Consider the following 18,312-nt stretch of genomic DNA (forward strand, 5'->3'; position numbering starts at 1 on the left):
GAGCGACGGGCAGCGAGCGGCGAGCGGCGAGCGGCGAGCGGTGAGCGGTGAGCGGTGAGCGGCAGCGGCAGCGTCAGCGGAGCCAGACCGGGTCGGTGTCGGGCACCTCCAACGGCGGCGGGTAGTAGATCGTGCGGCGCACCCCGTCGGGCAGCCGCCACGGCTGGTGTACCGCCTTGCCCGCCACCGACGCAAGCTCCGGCACCCAGCGCCGTACGTACGCGCCGTCGGGGTCGTAGCGCTCGGCCTGCCGTACCGGGTTGAAGCCCCGGTACGGCCGGGTGTCGTTGCCGGTGCCGGCCACCCACTGCCAGTTGCCCGAGTTGTTGACCCGGTCGCCGTCGAGCAGCCACCGGAAGAAGACCTCCAGGCCGGGCCGCCAGTCCAGCCCGAGGTGCTTGGTCAGGTAGCCGGCGGTGATCAGGCGGGCCCGGTTGTGCATCCAGCCCTCGGCGCGCAACTGGCGCATGCCGGCGTCCACGATCGGCATGCCGGTCCGCCCCTCGGCCCAGGCGTCGAGCGCGTGCGGGTCGTCGCGCCAGTCCTCGCGCGCACCGCGCCGGTAGGCGACCGTGGACAGGTCGGGGAAACCGGCGACCACCTGGTGGTAGAAGTCGCGCCAGCAGAGCTGCCGGACGAAGGGTCCGTCCCGGTCACCCGCCCGGTTCGCCACCGCCAGCGGCGACACGCACCCGAAGCGCAGATACGGGCTGAGCCGCGAGGTCTCGTCGCCGGCCATGTCGTCGTGGATGTCGTCGTACCGATGGAGGGTGGGCAGCCAGGCGGTGAGCCGGCGCCCGGCGACGGTCTCGCCACCGACGGCGGCATCCGGGCTGTCGCCCCTCGGCGGGTCGGGCAGCCGCCCCGGGTCGACGCCGTCGGGCAGCCGGACCCGCTTCGGCGCGGCCAGTTCGTCGCGCCACCGCACGCCCTGCCAGGCCCGGAAGTAGGGGCTGAAGACGCGGTAGTGGTTGCCGCCACCGGGGCGCAGCGCACCGGGCTCGACGATCGTGAGGCCGGGGAACAGGCGCAGGAACATCCGGTGCCGCTCGCACTCGGCACGCAGACGGCGTTCCCGGCGGTGGGCGTAGCGGCTCACGTCGGCGGAGAGCCCGATGCCCTCGGCGCCCACCTTCCGCGCCAGCGCGACCGTCTCGGCCACCGGATCGCCGCGCCTGATCACCAGGTCGCCGCCGCGCCTGCGCAGCGCCTCGCGCAGGTCGGCCAGGCTCTGGTGCAGGAACCGGGTGCGGTTGGGCGAGAGCTTCTGCAACGCCGGGTCGAGCACGTAGAGCGGCACCACCCGGTCGAACGCGGAGCAGGCGGCGGCGAGCGCCGGATGGTCGTGCACCCGCAGGTCGCGGGTGAACAGCACCACCGCCGTCCGGCCGGTCATCCGGCCAGGGCCGGTTCCAGTGCCGGGCCGGGCACCCGCACCGGCGTGCCCGACGGGGTGAGCAGCGCCCGCGCGGCCACCGCGATCCGGCGCCGCCGCGGCACCAGGGCACGGCGGACGAAGACGTCGTAGTCCTGCGCGGCCACCTCGTCGAGGATGCCGCCGTAGAGCGCGTACGCGGTGCGCATGCACGCCTGCGAGGCGGGATCGAGCAGCGGGATGCCCGGCGCGGCGGCGACGTAGTGGGCCTGGGCGCGGGTCACCTCGTACTCGATCAGCTCGCGGATGCGCGGCGTGGTGCGGCCGGCGGCCTTGGCGGCGAGCAGGTCGTCACGGGTCAGGTCGAACTTGGCCATGTCCTCGTCGGGCAGGTAGGTCCGGCCCCGGTCCAGGTCCTCGGAGACGTCCCGGATGAAGTTGGTGAGCTGGAACGCGAAGCCGAGCTGACGGGCGGGCTCGCGGGCGGCGGCCGGGTCGGAGCTGCCGAGGATCGGCAGCATCATGGTGCCGATGACCGCGGCCGAGCCCTCCATGTAGTCGAGCAGGTCGTCGTAGGTCGGGTACGACATGACCGTCAGGTCCATCGCCATGCTGCGCAGGAACGACGCGAAGTCGTCGCGGTCCAGGTCGAACACGGCGATGGTGTGCAGCACGGCCGGGAGCAGCGGGTCGTCGACCGACGCACCGTGCAGCCCGGCGACGAATCGATCCGACCACTCGCGCAGCCGGGCGGCTCGCTCGGCCGGCGGCAGGTCCTCGGTGCGGTCGACGATCTCGTCCGCGTAGCGGGTGAATCCATACAAGGCGTGCACATGCCGCCGTTTCCAGGCGGGAAGCAGCCGGGTGGCGAGATAGTAGGTACGGCCGTGACGCCGGTGCAGCTCGCGGCAGCGGTCATAGGCAGCGGTCAGATCCGTGTCCATCGGCCCTCCTCAGTTTCGACGCAGCAATCGACGCAACTCGTAACCCTAGGGTACGCTCGCCCACATGGCCAACGACGCAGTTGCGGGTAATGCGCTCCGCGTCGCGCCGGCTCAGCCCGGGGCGACGGACGATCCGGTCCGCGGCGTACTGGCCGCGTTCACGAAAGACCTGATCAAAGGGGTCGATGAGACGCTCGCGGCGTTCCTGGCCGCGGAAGTCGAATCGCTCACCGAGATCGACGCAGCGATGGGTGGTTTCGCCGCGACGGCGCGCGACTGCGTGCTGGCCGGCGGCAAGCGGGTCCGCCCCACGTTCGCGTACTGGGGATGGCGGGGCGTGGTCGGCGGGGAGGAACCGCTGTGCTCGGTGCTCCCGGCCCTGTCCGCGCTCGAACTGCTGCACACGTTCGCGCTGGTGCACGACGACGTGATGGACGCCTCCGACACCCGGCGAGGACTGCCCACCGCGCACCGGGCCGCCGCCGCCCGGCACCGGGCCGCCGGACACACGGGCGACCCCGACCGGTACGGCGAAGCCGTCGCCGTCCTCATCGGCGACCTCTGCATGGTGTGGGCCGACCGGCTGATGGCGCACGCGGCGGTCCCGGCGGACCGGCTGCTCGACGTGCGCCGCTGCTACGACCAGATGCGGGTCGAGACGGTCGCCGGGCAGTTCCTGGACGTGCTCGGCGAGAACGACTCGGCGAACTGGACCGTCGACCGGGCGCTGCGGGTGGCGCGGTACAAGACCGCCAGCTACACCGTCCAGCGTCCGCTGCTGTTCGGCGCCTGCCTGGCCGGCGCCGACGCGGACGACCCGCTCATCGCCGCGTACACCCGGTACGGGCTGGCCGTCGGCGAGGCGTTCCAGCTCCGCGACGACCTGCTGGGCGTCTACGGCGACCCGCAGACCACCGGCAAGCCGGCCGGGGACGACCTGCGTACCGGCAAGCCGACCGCGCTGCTGATGCTGGCCCGGCAGCTCGCCGACCCGGCGCAGCGCCGCGCCCTGGAGCGGGCCGGCTCGGTCACCTCGGCACGCGAGGTGGACCGGCTGGCCGACGTGGTCCGCGACACCGGGGCCATGGCCCGGGTGGAGCGGATGATCTCCGACCGGGTGACCGAGGCGCTCGCCGCGCTCGGCACCGCACCGATCGACGAGACGGCGCGCACCGCGCTGACCGGCCTCGCCACCGCCGCCACGGCGCGGCGGGCATGATGAGCAACTTCGTGAGCAAGGGGGCCGGAATGCGTACCGTCAAGGGACGGACCGACCGGGTGGTAGTGGTCGGCGCCGGGCTGGGTGGGCTGGCCTGCGCGCTGCACCTGGCCGGCAGCGGCCGGCAGGTGACGGTGCTGGAACGCGAGCCGGTGCCGGGCGGGCGCGCCGGGCGGCTGAGCGTCGACGGGTACGAGTTCGACACCGGCCCGACCGTCCTCACCATGCCCGACCTGATCGCCGAGGCGCTCGGCGCGGTGGGCGAGGAGCTGACCGACTGGCTCGACCTGAGCCCGCTCGACCCGGCGTACCGCGCCTACTACCCGGACGGGTCGACGCTCGACGTCATCACCGACACCACCCGGATGGCCGCCGAGATCGCCCGCGTCTGCGGCCCCCGGGAGGCCGACGGCTACCTGCGTTTCGTCGACTACGCGCGCAACCTGTGGCAGTGGGAACGGGCCGACTTCATCGAGCGCAACCTCGACGCGCCGACCGACCTGCTCACCGGCAACCTGCTGAAGCTGTTCGCCAATGGCGCCTTCCGGCGACTCCAGACGAAGATCAACCAGTTCTTCCGCGACCCTCGTACCCAGCGGATCTTCTCCTTCCAGGCCATGTACGCGGGCCTGTCGCCGCACGACGCGCTGGCGATCTACACGGTCATCGCGTACCTCGACTCGGTGGCCGGGGTGTGCTTCCCGCGCGGCGGCATCCACGCGGTCTCGCGTGGGATGGCCGGCGCGGCGGAGAAGCACGGCGTGCAGATCCGGTACGGCACCACGGTGACCCGGGTGGAGACCGCCAACGGCCGCGCCACCGGCGTCGTCACCGCGGACGGCGACTTCATCCCCGCCGACACGGTCGTGCTCAACCCCGACCTGCCGGTCGCCTACCAGGATCTGCTGCCGCCCAGCCGGCAGCGCAAGCTCACCTACTCGCCGTCCTGCGTGGTGCTGCACATCGGTTCGACGCAGGGCTATGGCAAGATCGCCCACCACAACATTCACTTCGGGCGGTCCTGGAAGGGCACGTTCGACGAGGTGATCCGCCGAGGCGAGCTGATGACCGACCCGTCGCTGCTGGTGACGAACCCGAGCCGCACCGACCCGTCGGTGGCGCCGGCCGGGAAGCACACCTACTACGTGCTCGCACCGGTGCCGAACCTCGAACGCGCGCCGTTCGACTGGACGGGTGACCTGACGCAGCGGTACGCCGAGCAGCTCGTGACCACGCTCGAGGAGCGCGGCTACGTCGGCTTCGGCGACGGCATCGAGGTGATGGAGGCCGTCACCCCGGCCGACTGGGCGGCGCAGGGCATGGCCGCCGGCACCCCGTTCGCCGCCGCGCACAGCCTCTTCCAGACCGGCCCGTTCCGCCCCTCCAACCTGCACCGCACGCTGGACAACGTGGTGTTCGTCGGCTCCGGCACCCAGCCGGGCGTCGGCGTGCCGATGGTGCTGATCAGCGGCAAGCTCGCCGCCGCCCGGATCACCGGGACGATGTCGTGAGCGAACGGGAGACCCACCTGGTCGAGCTGGTCGACGACGACGGCCGGGTGGTCGGCGAGACCACCGTGGCGACCGCCCACCAGCCACCCGGACGGCTGCACCGCGCCTTCTCGGTGCTCCTCGTCGACCCCGAGGGGCGGGTGCTGTTGCAGCAGCGGGCCGCGGTCAAGACGCGGTTCCCGCTGCGCTGGGCGAACTCCTGCTGCGGCCATCCGCTGCCCGCCCAGTCGCCGGCCGAGGCCGCCAACCGGCGGCTCGCCGAGGAACTCGGCGTCGACCCGGTCGACCTCACCGAGGTCGGCGTCTACCTCTACTACGCGGAGGACCCGGCGACCGGACGCGTCGAGTTCGAGTACGACCACGTGCTGCGCGCCGACGTACCGGCCGACCTGGTCACGCGGCCCGACCCGGACGAGGTGGCCGACCTGCGCTGGGTCGACCCCGGCGCGGTGGTGGCCGACCTGGACGCCCACCCCCGCGAGTACGCCCCGTGGCTCGGCGGCGTGGTCAACCGGCTGCTGCACCCGACCGACGCGTCCCGGCCGGGCGTACCGGCCACCGAGGCACCGGAGCGGTCGGGTGGCCGATGAGGCGCTGAGCGCGGGGGCCGTCGCACGCCGACTGGGCGTGGCGGTCACCACGCTGCGTACCTGGCACCAGCGCTACGGTCTCGGCCCCAGCGAGCACGTGCCGGGCCACCACCGGCGCTACACGCCGGCCGACCTCGCCCGGCTGGAGATCATGCGCCGGCTGACCGCCGAGGGGGTGGCGCCCGCCGAGGCCGCCCGCTGGGCCCGGCAGGCGCCGGCCGTGCTGCCTCCGGAGCGGCTCGGCCTCAAGGCGAGGGCCTCGACGGTACGCGACGGCGGCGGCACCACCATCCCGGTCGGGCGGGCTGGTCCGGCGGCGCGCGGGCTGGCCCGTGCCGCCATGCGACTGGACTCGGTGACCATCGGCCGGACCATCGCCGACGCGCTGGCCGCCGACGGGGTGGTGGCGACCTGGGAGGGGCTGCTGCGGCCGGTGCTCGCCGGCATCGGGGAGCGGCACGCCGCCACCTCCGCGCTGATCGAGGTGGAACACCTCATGTCCCGGTGCGTCTCGGTGGCGTTCGCCACTGTGGCCCGGGCCCACCCGACCACGGGGCCGCCCCGGATCCTGCTCTCCTGCGCCGACGAGGAGCAGCACTCGCTGCCGCTGGAGGCGCTCGCCGCCGCACTGGCCGAGGCCGGTGTGAGTTATCGCATGCTCGGTGCCCGGGTGCCGGTACCCGCCCTGGTGGAGGCGGTCAACCGGACCGGCCCGGCAGCCGTGGTGCTCTGGTCGCACACCCGCGCGACGGCCGACCCGTGCCAGCTCACCGCGCTGCTGACCGTCCCGCGCCGGCCGCTGCTGGTGCTCGCCGCCGGGCCCGGCTGGCGGGCCGACTCGCTGCCGGCCGGGGTGGTCCGGCCGGTGGACCTGGCCGAGGCGTTGTCGCTGGCCGTGGCGGTACGGGACTCGCTGGACCAGTCGACGACGAGCTGAGCCCCTCTCCCGTTCCGGGTCGGCGTCCACTACGGTCGGAAAGTCCGTCTGACCCCGACCCCTCCGGGAGCGACGAATGCGTCCACGCGCCCTGTCGGCGCTCGCCCTGGGCCTGGTGCTCCTCGTCACCGGCTGCGGCGAAGCCGGCAAGTCACCCGAAAAGGCCGCCGCACCGCCGTCGGCCTCGGCGTCGCCGTCACCGACGCCGGTGACGAAGCCCTCACCGACCCACACCACTCCCGCGAAGCCGAAGCTGCGCCCGGTGCCGAAGAAGCTGCCGGCGGGCCTGCACCGGGCCAGCGGGAGCAACGGCGTGGCGCTCACCTTCGACGACGGGCCGGATCCCCGCTACACCCCGCAGATCCTGGCGCAGCTCCGGGCAGCCCGCGTGAAGGCCACCTTCTGCGTCGTCGGGCAGCAGGCCAAGCGCTACCCGGAGCTGGTCGCCCGGATCGTCCGCGAGGGGCACCAGCTCTGCAACCACAGCTGGCACCACGACGTGAACCTGGGCCGGCGCTCCGCCGCCGAGATCCGGGCCGACCTGGAACGGACGAACGAGGCCATCCACGCCGCCGCGCCCAAGGCGCCGATCACCTGGTTCCGCCAGCCCGGCGGCCGCTGGACGGCCGAGGAGGTCACGATTGCCAAGCAGATGGGCCTGCGCCCGCTGCACTGGAGCGTGGACCCGCAGGACTGGGACCACCCACCGGCGAAGACGATCATCAAGCGGGTGAAGGGTGCCACCCGGCACGGCTCGGTCGTGCTGATGCACGACGCGGGCGGCGACCGGGCCCAGACGATGGCCGCCTGCCGGCACCTGATTCCGGACCTGAAGCGGAGATTCGGCATCGCCCTACCGCGCTGACCTGCGGTTTTACCCGGCTCCACGGCCAGGCCCATACCGGTTTGGTCGTCCGCGCAGGCATGACATATGCTTCTCCTGCCTCCGGCGGGGCCGGATGGGAGCAAGTCCGCTTGAAGTTGCGAGTGTGCAATGATGGCGGGGCCGCCCTCATCGTCTAGCGGCCCAGGACGCCGCCCTTTCAAGGCGGTAGCACGGGTTCGAATCCCGTTGGGGGCACGGTCCGGCTCGCGCCGGATGCAACACCAGCCAGGTCCTGTGGAGCAGTTGGAGTGCTCGCCGCCCTGTCAAGGCGGAGGTCGCGGGTTCAAGTCCCGTCAGGACCGCAAGCGCTGACGCCGCGCAGCTCGATGCGCGGCGTTCTGCGTATCGGCCCGTGCGGTAGCATGTGCCGAGCACCACGGCCAGGTAGCTCAGTTGGTACGAGCGTCCGACTGAAAATCGGAAGGTCGGCGGTTCGACCCCGCCCCTGGCCACATAGCCTTTCGCCGGGCTACAGGAACGCCGATCAGCGGAGACGCAGGTCGGCGTTCTGCTTTTCAGCCCAGGTGGGCCGCCTCCGCCCGCAGATGCTCGAGAAAGTGCGTGACGGCCGGCGACGGCGTCCTGCCCCGCACGGTCGCCGCGAATACCTGCCGTACCGACTCGTCGTCCGGATGCAGGCGTAGCAGGGCGATGTCCGGCGGGGTTCCGCGTACCGCCAGGGCCGGGACCAGAGCCACCCCCAGCCCGGCGGCGACGCATCCCAGCTTGCCGGTCCACTCGGCCGCGACGATGTCGATGCGCGGCGAGAAACCGCTGGGCAGGCTTGCCCGGAGCAGGCTGTTCTCCGCGGTGGCCGAGCCCACGACGAACGCGTCCTGGGCGAGGTCCGCCAGGCGCACCGAGCGGCGGCGCGCGAGCCGGTGGTCGCGCGCGACCGCGACCAGGAGCCGCTCGTCGAGCAGATGTCGCAGGTCGAATCGTTCGCGATCCAGCTCGCCTGCGGGCGAGGTGCTGACCACTGCCACATCCGCCTCGTCCGCGAGCAGGCGCTCCAGCAGCCGCGGCGTCACGCCCTCGACCAGCGACAGCGAGATCTCCGGGTAGGACGAGCGGAACGACGCCATCGCCCGGGGTACGAGAGCCGCGACAGCGGTCGGGAAGGCACCCACACGCAGCCGCCCTCGGCCGAGCCCGCGCAGGTCGTCGAGGTCACGCCGGGCTGCGTCGAGCCGGTCGAGGACCGCCTCGGCGTGCGGGAGCAACTCTCGCCCCTCCTCGGTGAGGGCGACGCCGCGGGGCAGCCGGTCGAAGAGCCGAGCGCCGATGTCGGCCTCGAGCGCGGCGATCTGCCGGGAGACAGCCGACTGGGTGAAGCTGAGGGCGCGCGCGGCGGTCGTGATCGAGCCGTGCCGCGCGACGGTGCGGAACACCTCCAGCAGCTGAGTCTCCATGGCAGGCATGGTAATCACGCATGGCAGGCATGCGAGACATTCGTTGGTCGCATTGCTCCCCCCGGCCTAGCGTTACGGCGTGAAGATCATCGCGGTCCTCGGGACAGGACACATGGGTACGCCGATAGCGCGCCGCCTCCTGGCCGGCGGCAACCGGGTCAGAGTGTGGAACCGCAGCCCGGAGCGTTCGGAGCCGCTGGGCGCGGCCGGCGCGACGGTGGCCGCGAGCCCGTCCGCCGCGGTCGACGGAGCCGACGTCGTCGTCGTCATGCTCGCCGACGCCGGCGCGGTCGAGACGGTGCTGTTCGGGCCGGACGGCGCCGCCGCCGCGCTCCGGCCCGGAACGGTCGTGGTGCAGATGTCGACGATCGGGCCGGACGAAGTCCGAGCAGTGGCCGGCCGGCTTCCGGCGGGCGTCTCACTCCTCGACGCCCCCGTCGGCGGCAGCGTCGACGCCGCCCGGGCCGGCACGCTGACGATCTTCGTGGGCGGCCCCGCCGATGCCGTGGAGAGGGCGGCTTCGGTGCTGGAACAACTCGGTTCGGTCCGTCACTGCGGGCCGATCGGCGCAGGCGCCGCCGTCAAACTCGTCGCGAACACGGGTCTGGTGACGGCTGTCGCCGCGCTGCACGACGCGCTGGCTGTCGCCGCAGCGCTCGGTGTCGACAGGCAGACCGCCCTCGACGTGCTCGGCCGAGGGGCCCTCGGCGGCGCGGTCGGGCGGGTCACCGCGCCGGGTGCCTCGTTCGCAGTCGCGTTGGCGGCGAAGGATGCGCGGCTGGCGCTGCGCCGCCCGGTGCCGGCTTCCGTGCTGGAGGCCGCCCTCGACCTGATGCGGGCCGCGCCGGACCAGGACGCGGATCTCTCCTGCCTCGTCTCAGCCGACTTCCTGAAGGGATGCTGATGCACCTCACCCTGGACAACCCCGCATCCGTCGCGGCTCCGTTCGGCGACCGCTTCGCGCACGTCGCCCGGATCGATGTCGGCGGCGGCGCGCTGCTGATGCTCGCCGGACAGGTCGCCGTCGACGACGACGGCGAGGTGGTGGCCCCCGGAGACCCTGGCGCCCAGGCCGAACGGATCTTCGAGATCGTGGGCGGCGTGCTCGCGGCGCACGGCGCGAGCTTCGACGACGTGCTGCACATCCGCACGTTCATGACGGACCTGGCTGACCTTCCGGCGTACGCGGCCGTCCGGCGCCGTCTCTTCCCGGGGACACCGCCGCCGGCGAGCACGACTGTCGAGATCAGCAGACTCTTCCTGCCGGGCGCTGTGCTCGAGGTCGAGGTGACGGCCGTGGTCCGGTCCCGCTAGGGGTCGCGACGGTAGCGCTTCCCGGTCGACGGGCCGGATCCACGGCCGGCACGGGTCGCTGCGCCGGAGTCCCTGCCGGGTGTACGGTACGCACCCCGGCAACGGCGGCGGCGCCTATGGTTAGCCCGCTGAGCGACTGACGGAATGAGGCAGGTGGGCACCGGAAGGTCGCATGTGCGGACGCTGCGTACGGCTCTGACGCCGGTCCTCGTACTGGCCGTGATCCTGCTCGGCGGGTGTGGCCGGGTCACAGGGCTCCTGGACCGTGTCTCCCTGTTCCATCCGGTCTGGGCCGCCGACGGCTGGGTCTACTACCTGCGGGAGGTGACCTCGACCTCGGGCTCGGGAGTAGCCGAGGTGTGGCGGCAGCGACCCGACGGGAGCGCCGAGGAACCCGTTCTCACGCGCGCGCCGGCGGTATCCACCTGCGAAGCGGGCTTGTTCAGCTTCCTGTTCGCGGGCCCCGGCGGCGACCTCGGGGTGGGCCTCGAATGCGGCTGGGACGGCACCGAGCTGCTCAGCTACTCGCCCGCCGACAAGACGTTCGAGCCGCTGGCGTCGACACGCTTCCTCGTCGACGCCGCACTCGTGCACGGTGCCGACCGGGGATTTGTGCAGGCACCCCGGGAGTGCGGTCCGGGAGGAATCCAGCTGCTCGCTGACGGGAAGGCGTACGAGTTCGGCTCTCCGGTGACGGTGGGCGGGGCGACCTTCAACCTCAGTGGCGGTGACACGGATTGCGAGTCGACGGTGCTGGCACGGTCGCCCGCGGCGCTGGGTGACCGGCTGTTCTTCATCACCGCACCCGACTCCCTCGGCAGGTTGCCGCTGCCGCCGGAGGTGAGTCCGGACGATCTCACCTGGCACCTGACCGGGTGGGACGTCGGATCGGCCACGGCCAGGTTCGTCACGGAGCTTCCCGGCCTCGCCGACCTGGCGGTGTCGCCGGACGGCCGGTCGGTGATCGCCGCCGTCTCGTCGGACCACGTGGGCGGGGTCTGGTCGGTCGACGTCGGCACCGGGAAGAAGACCAGGATCGCCGACGGCGCCCGCGCGCACGACCCGAGCTTCTCTCCGGACGGCAAGCGGTTCGTCTACGTCGAGGGCTTCAAACGGCTGAGGTTCGCCAAAGCGCGATAGTCGACGTGCGCGGTGGGCACGCTGAGGCGGCTCAACGACGACGGAGGTCCCCACCGGCAGACGAGCCGGTGGGGACCTCGCGGTATGCGGCTCAGACAGCGGCGGGCTGCGCCGCCGTGTCCGAGGCGCAGCAGGCGCTCTCGGTCACCTTCTCCAGCTGCGGCGAGTCGGCCTTGACCGTGTAGACCTCCCACGGCTCGTCGCCGGGGCCGCGCACCCAGACCTTGTCCTGGAGCGCGTAGCAGCACTCGGTGTCGTTCTCCTCCAGGGTGATCAGGCCGGACTCGGTGAGCCGGCTGGTCGCGGCGTTGACCTCCTCGGTGGTGGACACCTCCACCCCGAGGTGGTCCATCACCGTCGGCAGGCCGGGCTCACCTTCGAGGAGTACGAGCTTCAGCGGCGGGTTCTGCACCGCGAAGTTGGCGTAGCCGGGGCGGCGCTTGGCCGGCTCGACGCCGAACAGCTTGCTGTAGAAGGCCACGGAGCCTTCGAGGTCGGACACGCGCAGGGCGAGCTGAACGCGGGACATGTGAACTCCCTGTCTAGATGTTTATCGAAGCAGGACCAACCTTGCCTCCTGTTTTGACGCCTGTCAACCTAGAGGAACGTCGAAACAAGCGCTGCCGCGACTGAAGCCCTCCCCTGCCTGACCCTGACCCCGACGCTGATCAAGGAGTTTGTGTCATCCGGAGCCGGTGAACCGGACACAAACTCCTTGATCAACGGAGTGCGGGTGGCAGGGCGAGGGCCGGGGCGGGGCGGGGTGAGCGGTCAGGGTTTGGGAGGGCGGCGGTTCTGGCCGGGACTGCCCTGGATCGCCTCCCAGACGCTTCGGCCTGCCTGCCGGAGTGCCTGTCCGGCCTGTCCCGCCAGCTGTGCCGCCTCGGCGGCGGCGCTCGCCGGCTGGCCGGTTCGCTCCGAGCCGCGCTTCTTCTCCCCGGACCGGTCGGCCGACGAGCCCTCACCGGCGTCCGGCCGCGATCCGGCGGCACGCTCGGACTGCGCCTTCCCCTCCCGCCCGGCGCCGGACGACGGTGACGGCTCCGCCCGCCCGGCACTGGGCGGCTCGGTCCGCCCGGCACCGGGCGCCGGTGACGGCTTCGGCCGATCGCCGGACGGCGGTGGCGGTTCCGGGCGCCGGGCGCCGGCTGCCGGCGAGGGCTTCTCGCGATCACCACCGGCCGCCGGTGGCGACTCCGTCCGGGCCGGGCGCTGGGGCGGTTCGGGTGCCTCGATCGGGCCGGACACCGCAGGGCCGGCCCGGTCGACCACCTCACCGGCCGCCGGCGCCGCCCGGTCGACCACCGCCGGAGCGGTGCGCCCGACCACCTCGCCGGCCGCGGCCACCGTACGTCCGGTCTGGTCCACCACCGGCGCGGCGACACGGTGCACGTCCTCCAGGGCGACCCCGGCCGAGCGGGCCAGCGCGTCGATCAGCTGGGGGTTGCGGTCGATGGTGGTCAGCGCCCGGTCCAGGATCTGCACCAGCTTCTCCAGCCGTACCTTGAGCAGCGCCTCGGCGCGCACCCCGGTGATGTCCAGCTCGACGCCCTCCAGATGCACCCGGACTCCGGCGTCGAGCTGGAGCAGGTTGGCCAGCCGGGCGCGCAGCGACAGGTCGGCGTCGAGCCCGTCGACCGTGAGCCGGATCTCGTCGACGGTCAGCTCCGGCACGTCCAGCAGGACGTCCGGCTCCGGCTCCGCGCCGGCCGGCGAGGTGGGCCGCTCGTAGCCGGGGTCCGGCACTGGTTCGGTCGCTCGGCTGTCGCTCATGCTCCCCGCTCTCCCATCGGTCCGGTCGGCGGCGCTTACCCGCTTTCCGGTACGGCATCCGTCGCGCCCCGGCCATCGACGACGCCCGCTCCGGCCGCGCCCGCACGGAAGCGCCGCCGTCACCTCACAGAAGCCCTCTCAGCGCCGCGCGGATGCGCCGAACGGTGCCTCCCGTGGGCCGCCGATCCCGCCGGATGCCGCTGTCGGGAACCGGAGTTCCCGGTGTCCGGAAGCGGGCGGTACGGAAGCTGCACACCGAGACATGAGCCGGTATGGTCCGGACCTATGGGACAGGAGATGGCCGATCCGGATGAGGTCCGGCAGGAATCCGACCGCTTCTCCCTCCGCAGCAACCTGCTCGTCCCGGCGTCCGCCGAGCGGGCGTACGCCGTCTTCACCGGCGCGCTCGCCGACTGGTGGGTGCGTGAATACACCTGGTCCGGCCCGGATGCGCTCGCCGCGATCGGCATCGAGCCGCGGGCCGGCGGCATGCTCTACGAGATCGGCCCGTACGGCTTCCGCAACGACTGGGGCCGCGTGCTGACCTGGGATCCGCCTCGGCGCCTGGTCTTCACCTGGCAGATCGGCCCGGACCGGGTGCCGGTGCCGGATCCGGCGCGGGCCAGCGAGGTGGAGGTCCTGTTCCACGCCGACGGTCCGGAGCGGACCCGGGTGGACGTCGAGCACCGCTACTTCGACCGGCACGGCAGTGCGGCCGAGGGCTACCGCGAGGCGCTCACCGCGGGCTGGCACGAACTGCTCTGCCGCTATCTGGCGACGGTCGCCCGCACCGCCTGAGATCGGTCAGCCGGCGATACCGGGCGCCGTGCCGGCTCCTCCCACGCCGGTGCCGCCCAGGTCGGCCCGGCGGCCGGCATCCGCGCCGGAACCGAAGCCACCGCCCGCCAGCCGCCGTCGCGGGGCGGTGCGCAACCGGGGGTACGCCTCGGCGACCCGCCGCTGGACGCGATCGGAGCGGTCGGCGAGCACCAGTGCCGTCGAGGGTCCACCCGCCTCCGCCACCGCCTTGCTCTCGGCCGCGCGCAGCCGTTCCGCGACGACGTACGCGAACCCGGCCAGCCAGGTACGCCGGAACGCCGCCGGGTGGTCCCCGGCCGGTACGACGGCACCCGCCAGCCCGTGTGCGGCCTGCACCAGCAGCGAGGTGAACAGCAGCTCGACCCGTTCCAGGTCGCTGGCGAAGCCGAACAGGTGCATGACGAAGCCGTTGCCCTGCCGGCGGCGTACGCATCGGCAGCGCAGCGGTTCGGCGACCGCCGCGAGCAGGCCGGCCTTGTCCCGGGCGTACGGCGCGACCACCTCGACGGTCCGGTCACCGACCGGGTCGACGGCCGGGTCGCGGGCGGCGAGCAGCGCCCGGTCGACGCCGTAGCGGGCGATCAGCTCGGTGGCCTTGGCCATGAAGGCGGCCGACTCGGCGGGCGTGCACGCCGGGTCCTCTGCTTGGGCGAGCAGCTTGCGCACCTTGCTGAGCATCGCCTCGGACATGCACCCAGAGCTACCACAGCCGGGGCGCGGGGCCGCGCGCCGGGCTCAGTCCGACCGGCTGCGCAGCGTGGCGATGGTCGAGCCGGCGAGGGTGAGCAGGCAGTCGGGCAGCAGCCCGTCGGCCGCGGCCGCCCCGAACAGGGCCTCGCCGGTGTCCGCGTCGTCGTTGGCGCAGGCGCTGACGAAGCGGGCCACCCAGCGGGTGTCGTAGTCGGCCTGGTCGATGCCGGGGAAGTCGAGGGCGGCGCCGCCGCCCGGGGTGTCGTCGCCGAGCATGGTGGCGGCGAGGCACCACGCCACTCCGTACGCCCCGGCGAGGCCGGAGCGGTCCACCACCGCGTCGAACGTGCCCACCACGCCGGCACCGTCACCGGCGAGGGCGGAACGGAGCACGGCGGTCGCGTCGTCGAGCGTCTGCTGTGCTTCGTCGTTCACCCGCGGAACAGTATCGCCGGGGGTCAAGCGGTGACCAGGAAACGGCCCGTCGACCACGCAGAGTGATACCCGCAGTCGGGGTGCCGACGGAGGCGACTCCACAGTCCCGCACGCTGCGCGAGCACGCTAAGGTGCGCAGCGGACCTTCGCCGGAGGAAGGACGACCATGCTGAGAACACGCACGTCGCGCGCGGCCCTGTCCATGGCCTGCGCGGCGCTCCTGCTCGCCACGAGCGCCTGCGGGAGCGACGAGCCGGAGGAAACGCCTGCCACCCAGGTACGCCTCTACGGCACCGACGGCAACATGCTCAATTCGTACCCCGCGGAGCTCAAGGACCGGGCGGACCTGGTGAACGGGATGAAGGGCACCACGCCCCTTACTCCGCTGGCCGAGAGCTTCAAGGAACGACTACTCGCCGTAGACCCGAAGCTGGGTGACTTCCTCTACTCCGCCGAGTCGTACGACGCGGTCGTGATCAGCGCGCTGGCCGCCCAGCTCGCCGGGTCCACGGCGCCGGCCGAGATCGCCGAGCAGATCGTCGGGGTGACCACCGGCGGCGAGCGCTGCGACGAGGTGGCTGCCTGCCTCCAGCTCGCCCGCGCCGGCCGGGACATCGAGTACCGGGGTGTGTCGCTGACCCGCGCCGGGTTCACCGACAACGGCGAGCCGGCGACCGCGAGCTACGGCACCATGCACTTCGACAACCAGAAGATCGACGACAGCAAGACCGAGTTCGTCGGCGCCGGTGAGGAGTCGGGGGCGAGCACCAAGACGCCGCCGCGTGGCCGCAAGCTGCGGGACGGGAAGGCGAAGGACGCCCCGCTGGTCCTCGGTGGCCTGCTGCCGAAGACCGGTGACCTGGCGCTGGCGTACCCGCCGCTGGCCGCCGGTGCCGCGCTGGCGCTCCGCGAGGTCAACGCCGCCGGTGGGGTGCTCGGCGAGCCGGTGAAGTGGATCGAGGGCGACGACGGCACCAACCCGGAGGTCGCCAAGGCCACGGTCGCCTCGCACGTCACCAAGGGCGTCCAGGTCTTCATCGGCGCGGGCGGCTCCGGCATCTCGCGCGCGGTGCTGCCGGACGTGGTGGCCGCCGGCCGGATCCTGTTCTCCCCGTCGAACACCGACGCGGGGCTGAGCGCTGTGGACGACAAGGGCCTGTACTTCCGTACCGCCCCGCCGGACAGCCTCCAGGGTCGCGCGCTGGCCGACGTGATGCTCCGGGACGGGCCGCGCAAGATCGCGATCCTGGCCCGCAAGGACTCCTACGGCGAGGGCCTCCAGGAGAACGTCCGCTCGGAGCTGGAGAAGGCCGGGATCGGCGCGGACCGGATCAAGCTGCTCACCTACGATCCGCCGGCCGACCCGAAGACGCCTGTCGACTTCACCGGCACCGCCAAGGAGATCAAGGCGTTCGGACCGGAGGCGCTGCTGCTCATCGGCTTCGCCGAGTCCGCGCCGGCGATCACCGCGCTGGACGACGCGGGAGTCGACATCAAGCACTGAGCCGCACCGACGCGAAGGGCCGCACCGGAGGACACCGGTGCGGCCCTCGTCGTTCGGCTCAGCGTGCCCGGCGCCGGTCCAGGAACTCGGTCATCCGCCGGTGCTTCTCCTCGTCCTCGAAGAGCACCGCCTGGCTGAGCAGGTCGAGCTGCGGGTGCGCGGCCGCCGGGGCGTCCACCGCCATCTTGGTCAACCGCAGCGCCAGCGCGGAGCCCTTGGCCATCTCGTCGAGCAGGCCGTGCGCGGTGGGCAGCAGTTCGTCCGGGTCGGCCACCACCCGGTTCACCAGCCCGATCCGCAGCGCCTCCTCGGCGTCCACCCGCCGGCCGGTGAACAGCAGTTCCTTGGCCCGGGCCTCACCGATCAGCGCCGGCAGCCGGTAGGTCGCGCCGGCGCCGGCCAGGATGCCCAGCCGCACCTCGGGCTGGCCGAACACCGCGCGGTCCGTGCACACCCGGAGATCGCAGGCGTACGCCAGCTCGGCGCCGCCGCCCAGCGCCGGCCCGTCGACGGCGGCCACAGTGGGCATCGGCAGCGCCCGGATGCGGGCGAAGACGCCCTGGTTGATGGCGGCCAGCGCGTCCAGCCGGCCGCGTTCGCGGAGCTGGGCGATGTCGGCGCCGCCGGCGAAGATGCCCGCCGTCCCGCCGGTGAGCAGCAGCAGCCGGGGACGCGCCTCCAGGTCGGCGCAGACCGCGTGCAGCTCGCCCACCAGGTCGGCGTCGATGGCGTTGCGCTTCTCCGGCCGGTCCAGCGTCACCACGAGCCGGTCCGGCAGTTCCTCGATCCGCAGCCCGCTCATTTCTTCTGGCCGTCCTTCCACGTGTAGAAGCCCTGACCCGACTTCTTGCCCAGCTTCCCGGCGGCGACCATCTCGACGAGCAGCGGCGGCGGCGCGAAGCGGTCCCCGTACGCGGCCTGGAGCGTGCGCGCGATGTCGAGCCGCACGTCCAGCCCGACGAGGTCGGTCAGCTCCAGCGGGCCGATCGGGTGCCGGTAGCCGAGCACCATCGCCTTGTCGATGTCGGCCGGGCTCGCGACCTCGTCGGCCACCATCCGGATCGCCTCCAGGCCGAGCGTGACGCCGAGTCGGGAGGTGGCGAAGCCGGGCATGTCGCGTACGACGACGGGGTCCTTGCCCAGCCGGGCGGCGAGCGCGACGGCCGCCTCGGTGGTCGGCGGCGCGGTGGCCGGGCCGACCACGACCTCGAGCAGCGCCATCGCCCACACCGGATTGAAGAAGTGCAACCCGACGAAGTCGGCGGGACGTTCCAGCCCGGCGGCCAGTTCGGCGATCGGGATGCTGGACGTGTTGCTGCCCAGCAGCGCCGGCCGGCGGCTCTCCGCCTCGCGCAGCACGGCGCGCTTGAGGTCGAGCCGCTCGGGCACCGCCTCCACGATCACGTCGGCGCCCTCGGCCACCTCGGCGAGCCCGGCCCGGAGCGTGACGCGCTCACGGTTGGCGGTGGCGGCCTCCTCGGTCAGCTTGCCGCGCTGCACGCCCCGGTCCCACAGCTCGCCGAGCCGGCGCACGGCCTCGGCGCCCCGGGCGGGGTCGACCTCGACCAGTTCGACCGCGTACCCGGCGCCGGCCGCCACGTACGCGATGCCGAGGCCCATGGTGCCGGCCCCGACGACCACAAAACGACCACTCATCGACGTCCCCTCGCCGCGGCGGGGGCGCGCGGGGTGTCCGCCGCCGGGCCCGTCCGCTCGCTCGTTCCTGCATGCGACCCTATGCATGGCCGGGCCGCCGGGGATGC

At 73.0% G+C, this 18,312-nt stretch carries 19 protein-coding genes and 3 tRNA genes; 13 read left to right on the forward strand and 9 right to left on the reverse strand.

All coding sequences use genetic code 11. The features are described from left to right. Positions 1 to 73: 73 nt before the first annotated feature. Positions 74 to 1,396 (reverse strand): cryptochrome/photolyase family protein, encoded by a 1,323-nt coding sequence (locus ACN27C_RS07300; protein ID WP_422750782.1) that lies wholly within the window; start codon positions 1,394 to 1,396, stop codon positions 74 to 76. Then, the gene (locus tag ACN27C_RS07305; protein WP_355111232.1) at positions 1,393 to 2,319 is read right to left on the reverse strand and encodes a phytoene/squalene synthase family protein; all 927 of its coding nucleotides are present in this window, start codon (positions 2,317 to 2,319) and stop codon (positions 1,393 to 1,395) included. Before ACN27C_RS07305 ends, ACN27C_RS07300 begins: the two co-directional genes overlap by 4 nt. A gap of 64 nt (positions 2,320 to 2,383) precedes the next feature. Between ACN27C_RS07305 and ACN27C_RS07310 the strand changes: the two genes are divergently transcribed. The 8 genes from ACN27C_RS07310 (at position 2,384) to ACN27C_RS07345 (ending at position 7,914) form a co-directional block, all read left to right on the forward strand. Beyond that, positions 2,384 to 3,538 carry a polyprenyl synthetase family protein gene (locus tag ACN27C_RS07310; RefSeq protein ID WP_422750783.1) on the forward strand — a complete coding sequence of 385 codons (1,155 nt, stop codon included), beginning with the start codon at positions 2,384 to 2,386 and terminating at the stop codon, positions 3,536 to 3,538. 29 nt (positions 3,539 to 3,567) lie between these two features. Next, positions 3,568 to 5,049: a phytoene desaturase family protein gene (crtI, locus tag ACN27C_RS07315; protein WP_199733306.1), complete on the forward strand. Its 1,482-nt coding sequence runs from the start codon at positions 3,568 to 3,570 to the stop codon at positions 5,047 to 5,049. Further along, on the forward strand, positions 5,046 to 5,639 hold the full coding sequence (gene idi / locus ACN27C_RS07320; RefSeq protein WP_422750784.1) for an isopentenyl-diphosphate Delta-isomerase: 594 nt from the start codon (positions 5,046 to 5,048) through the stop codon (positions 5,637 to 5,639). The genes crtI and idi overlap by 4 nt, the downstream gene beginning before the upstream one ends. Continuing rightward, positions 5,629 to 6,576, forward strand: a complete 948-nt coding sequence (locus ACN27C_RS07325) for a MerR family transcriptional regulator (RefSeq protein ID WP_121686114.1) — start codon at positions 5,629 to 5,631, stop codon at positions 6,574 to 6,576. The genes idi and ACN27C_RS07325 overlap by 11 nt, the downstream gene beginning before the upstream one ends. Positions 6,577 to 6,652: 76 nt before the next feature. After that, complete coding sequence (locus ACN27C_RS07330) at positions 6,653 to 7,441, forward strand: polysaccharide deacetylase family protein (RefSeq protein WP_121686115.1); 789 nt, start codon at positions 6,653 to 6,655, stop codon at positions 7,439 to 7,441. Between the two features lie 143 nt (positions 7,442 to 7,584). Further along, positions 7,585 to 7,657, forward strand: a tRNA-Glu gene (locus ACN27C_RS07335). 33 nt (positions 7,658 to 7,690) lie between these two features. After that, a tRNA-Asp gene (locus ACN27C_RS07340) sits at positions 7,691 to 7,764 on the forward strand. Positions 7,765 to 7,840: 76 nt separating this feature from the next. Further along, a tRNA-Phe gene (locus ACN27C_RS07345) sits at positions 7,841 to 7,914 on the forward strand. Positions 7,915 to 7,977: 63 nt separating this feature from the next. Here the strand turns inward: ACN27C_RS07345 and ACN27C_RS07350 are convergent. Continuing rightward, positions 7,978 to 8,874 carry a LysR family transcriptional regulator gene (locus ACN27C_RS07350; RefSeq protein WP_357898233.1) on the reverse strand — a complete coding sequence of 299 codons (897 nt, stop codon included), beginning with the start codon at positions 8,872 to 8,874 and terminating at the stop codon, positions 7,978 to 7,980. Between the two features lie 79 nt (positions 8,875 to 8,953). On the opposite strand from ACN27C_RS07350, the gene ACN27C_RS07355 reads away from it, so the two are divergent. The 3 genes from ACN27C_RS07355 to ACN27C_RS07365 all read left to right on the forward strand — a co-directional run bounded on the left by ACN27C_RS07355 (position 8,954) and on the right by ACN27C_RS07365 (position 11,328). Beyond that, positions 8,954 to 9,778 (forward strand): NAD(P)-dependent oxidoreductase, encoded by an 825-nt coding sequence (locus ACN27C_RS07355; protein ID WP_422750785.1) that lies wholly within the window; start codon positions 8,954 to 8,956, stop codon positions 9,776 to 9,778. After that, a complete protein-coding gene (locus ACN27C_RS07360; RefSeq protein ID WP_393377891.1) occupies positions 9,778 to 10,188 on the forward strand; it encodes a RidA family protein in 411 nt (136 codons plus the stop codon). Before ACN27C_RS07355 ends, ACN27C_RS07360 begins: the two co-directional genes overlap by 1 nt. Before the next feature lie 153 nt (positions 10,189 to 10,341). Then, the gene (locus ACN27C_RS07365; protein ID WP_422750786.1) at positions 10,342 to 11,328 is read left to right on the forward strand and encodes a TolB family protein; all 987 of its coding nucleotides are present in this window, start codon (positions 10,342 to 10,344) and stop codon (positions 11,326 to 11,328) included. A gap of 91 nt (positions 11,329 to 11,419) precedes the next feature. Here ACN27C_RS07365 and ACN27C_RS07370 read toward each other — a convergent pair whose 3' ends face one another. Beyond that, complete coding sequence (locus ACN27C_RS07370) at positions 11,420 to 11,857, reverse strand: ArsI/CadI family heavy metal resistance metalloenzyme (RefSeq protein ID WP_364808695.1); 438 nt, start codon at positions 11,855 to 11,857, stop codon at positions 11,420 to 11,422. A gap of 242 nt (positions 11,858 to 12,099) precedes the next feature. Next, positions 12,100 to 13,101 carry a hypothetical protein gene (locus ACN27C_RS07375; RefSeq protein WP_422750787.1) on the reverse strand — a complete coding sequence of 334 codons (1,002 nt, stop codon included), beginning with the start codon at positions 13,099 to 13,101 and terminating at the stop codon, positions 12,100 to 12,102. A 285-nt stretch (positions 13,102 to 13,386) separates the two neighbouring features. Here ACN27C_RS07375 and ACN27C_RS07380 point away from each other — a divergent pair, with 285 nt between their 5' ends. Continuing rightward, entirely contained in the window at positions 13,387 to 13,899 is a 513-nt protein-coding gene (locus tag ACN27C_RS07380) for an SRPBCC family protein (protein WP_199733046.1), read from the forward strand. 6 nt (positions 13,900 to 13,905) lie between these two features. On the opposite strand, the gene ACN27C_RS07385 is transcribed toward ACN27C_RS07380, so the two are convergent. Both ACN27C_RS07385 and ACN27C_RS07390 read right to left on the reverse strand, forming a co-directional pair. Continuing rightward, a complete protein-coding gene (locus tag ACN27C_RS07385) occupies positions 13,906 to 14,610 on the reverse strand; it encodes a DUF2786 domain-containing protein (RefSeq protein ID WP_422750788.1) in 705 nt (234 codons plus the stop codon). A gap of 45 nt (positions 14,611 to 14,655) precedes the next feature. Beyond that, positions 14,656 to 15,045: a hypothetical protein gene (locus tag ACN27C_RS07390; protein WP_013283438.1), complete on the reverse strand. Its 390-nt coding sequence runs from the start codon at positions 15,043 to 15,045 to the stop codon at positions 14,656 to 14,658. 166 nt (positions 15,046 to 15,211) lie between these two features. Between ACN27C_RS07390 and ACN27C_RS07395 the strand changes: the two genes are divergently transcribed. Next, the gene (locus tag ACN27C_RS07395) at positions 15,212 to 16,549 is read left to right on the forward strand and encodes an ABC transporter substrate-binding protein (RefSeq protein ID WP_252452112.1); all 1,338 of its coding nucleotides are present in this window, start codon (positions 15,212 to 15,214) and stop codon (positions 16,547 to 16,549) included. 58 nt (positions 16,550 to 16,607) lie between these two features. Here ACN27C_RS07395 and ACN27C_RS07400 read toward each other — a convergent pair whose 3' ends face one another. Both ACN27C_RS07400 and ACN27C_RS07405 read right to left on the reverse strand, forming a co-directional pair. Continuing rightward, on the reverse strand, positions 16,608 to 17,351 hold the full coding sequence (locus ACN27C_RS07400) for an enoyl-CoA hydratase/isomerase family protein (protein WP_350814347.1): 744 nt from the start codon (positions 17,349 to 17,351) through the stop codon (positions 16,608 to 16,610). After that, the gene (locus ACN27C_RS07405) at positions 17,348 to 18,205 is read right to left on the reverse strand and encodes a 3-hydroxyacyl-CoA dehydrogenase family protein (RefSeq protein ID WP_393377904.1); all 858 of its coding nucleotides are present in this window, start codon (positions 18,203 to 18,205) and stop codon (positions 17,348 to 17,350) included. Before ACN27C_RS07405 ends, ACN27C_RS07400 begins: the two co-directional genes overlap by 4 nt. Between the last annotated feature and the right edge of the window lie 107 nt (positions 18,206 to 18,312).

This window comes from Micromonospora sp. WMMD1219 (assembly GCF_049315215.1).
GTDB lineage: Bacteria > Actinomycetota > Actinomycetes > Mycobacteriales > Micromonosporaceae > Micromonospora > Micromonospora tulbaghiae.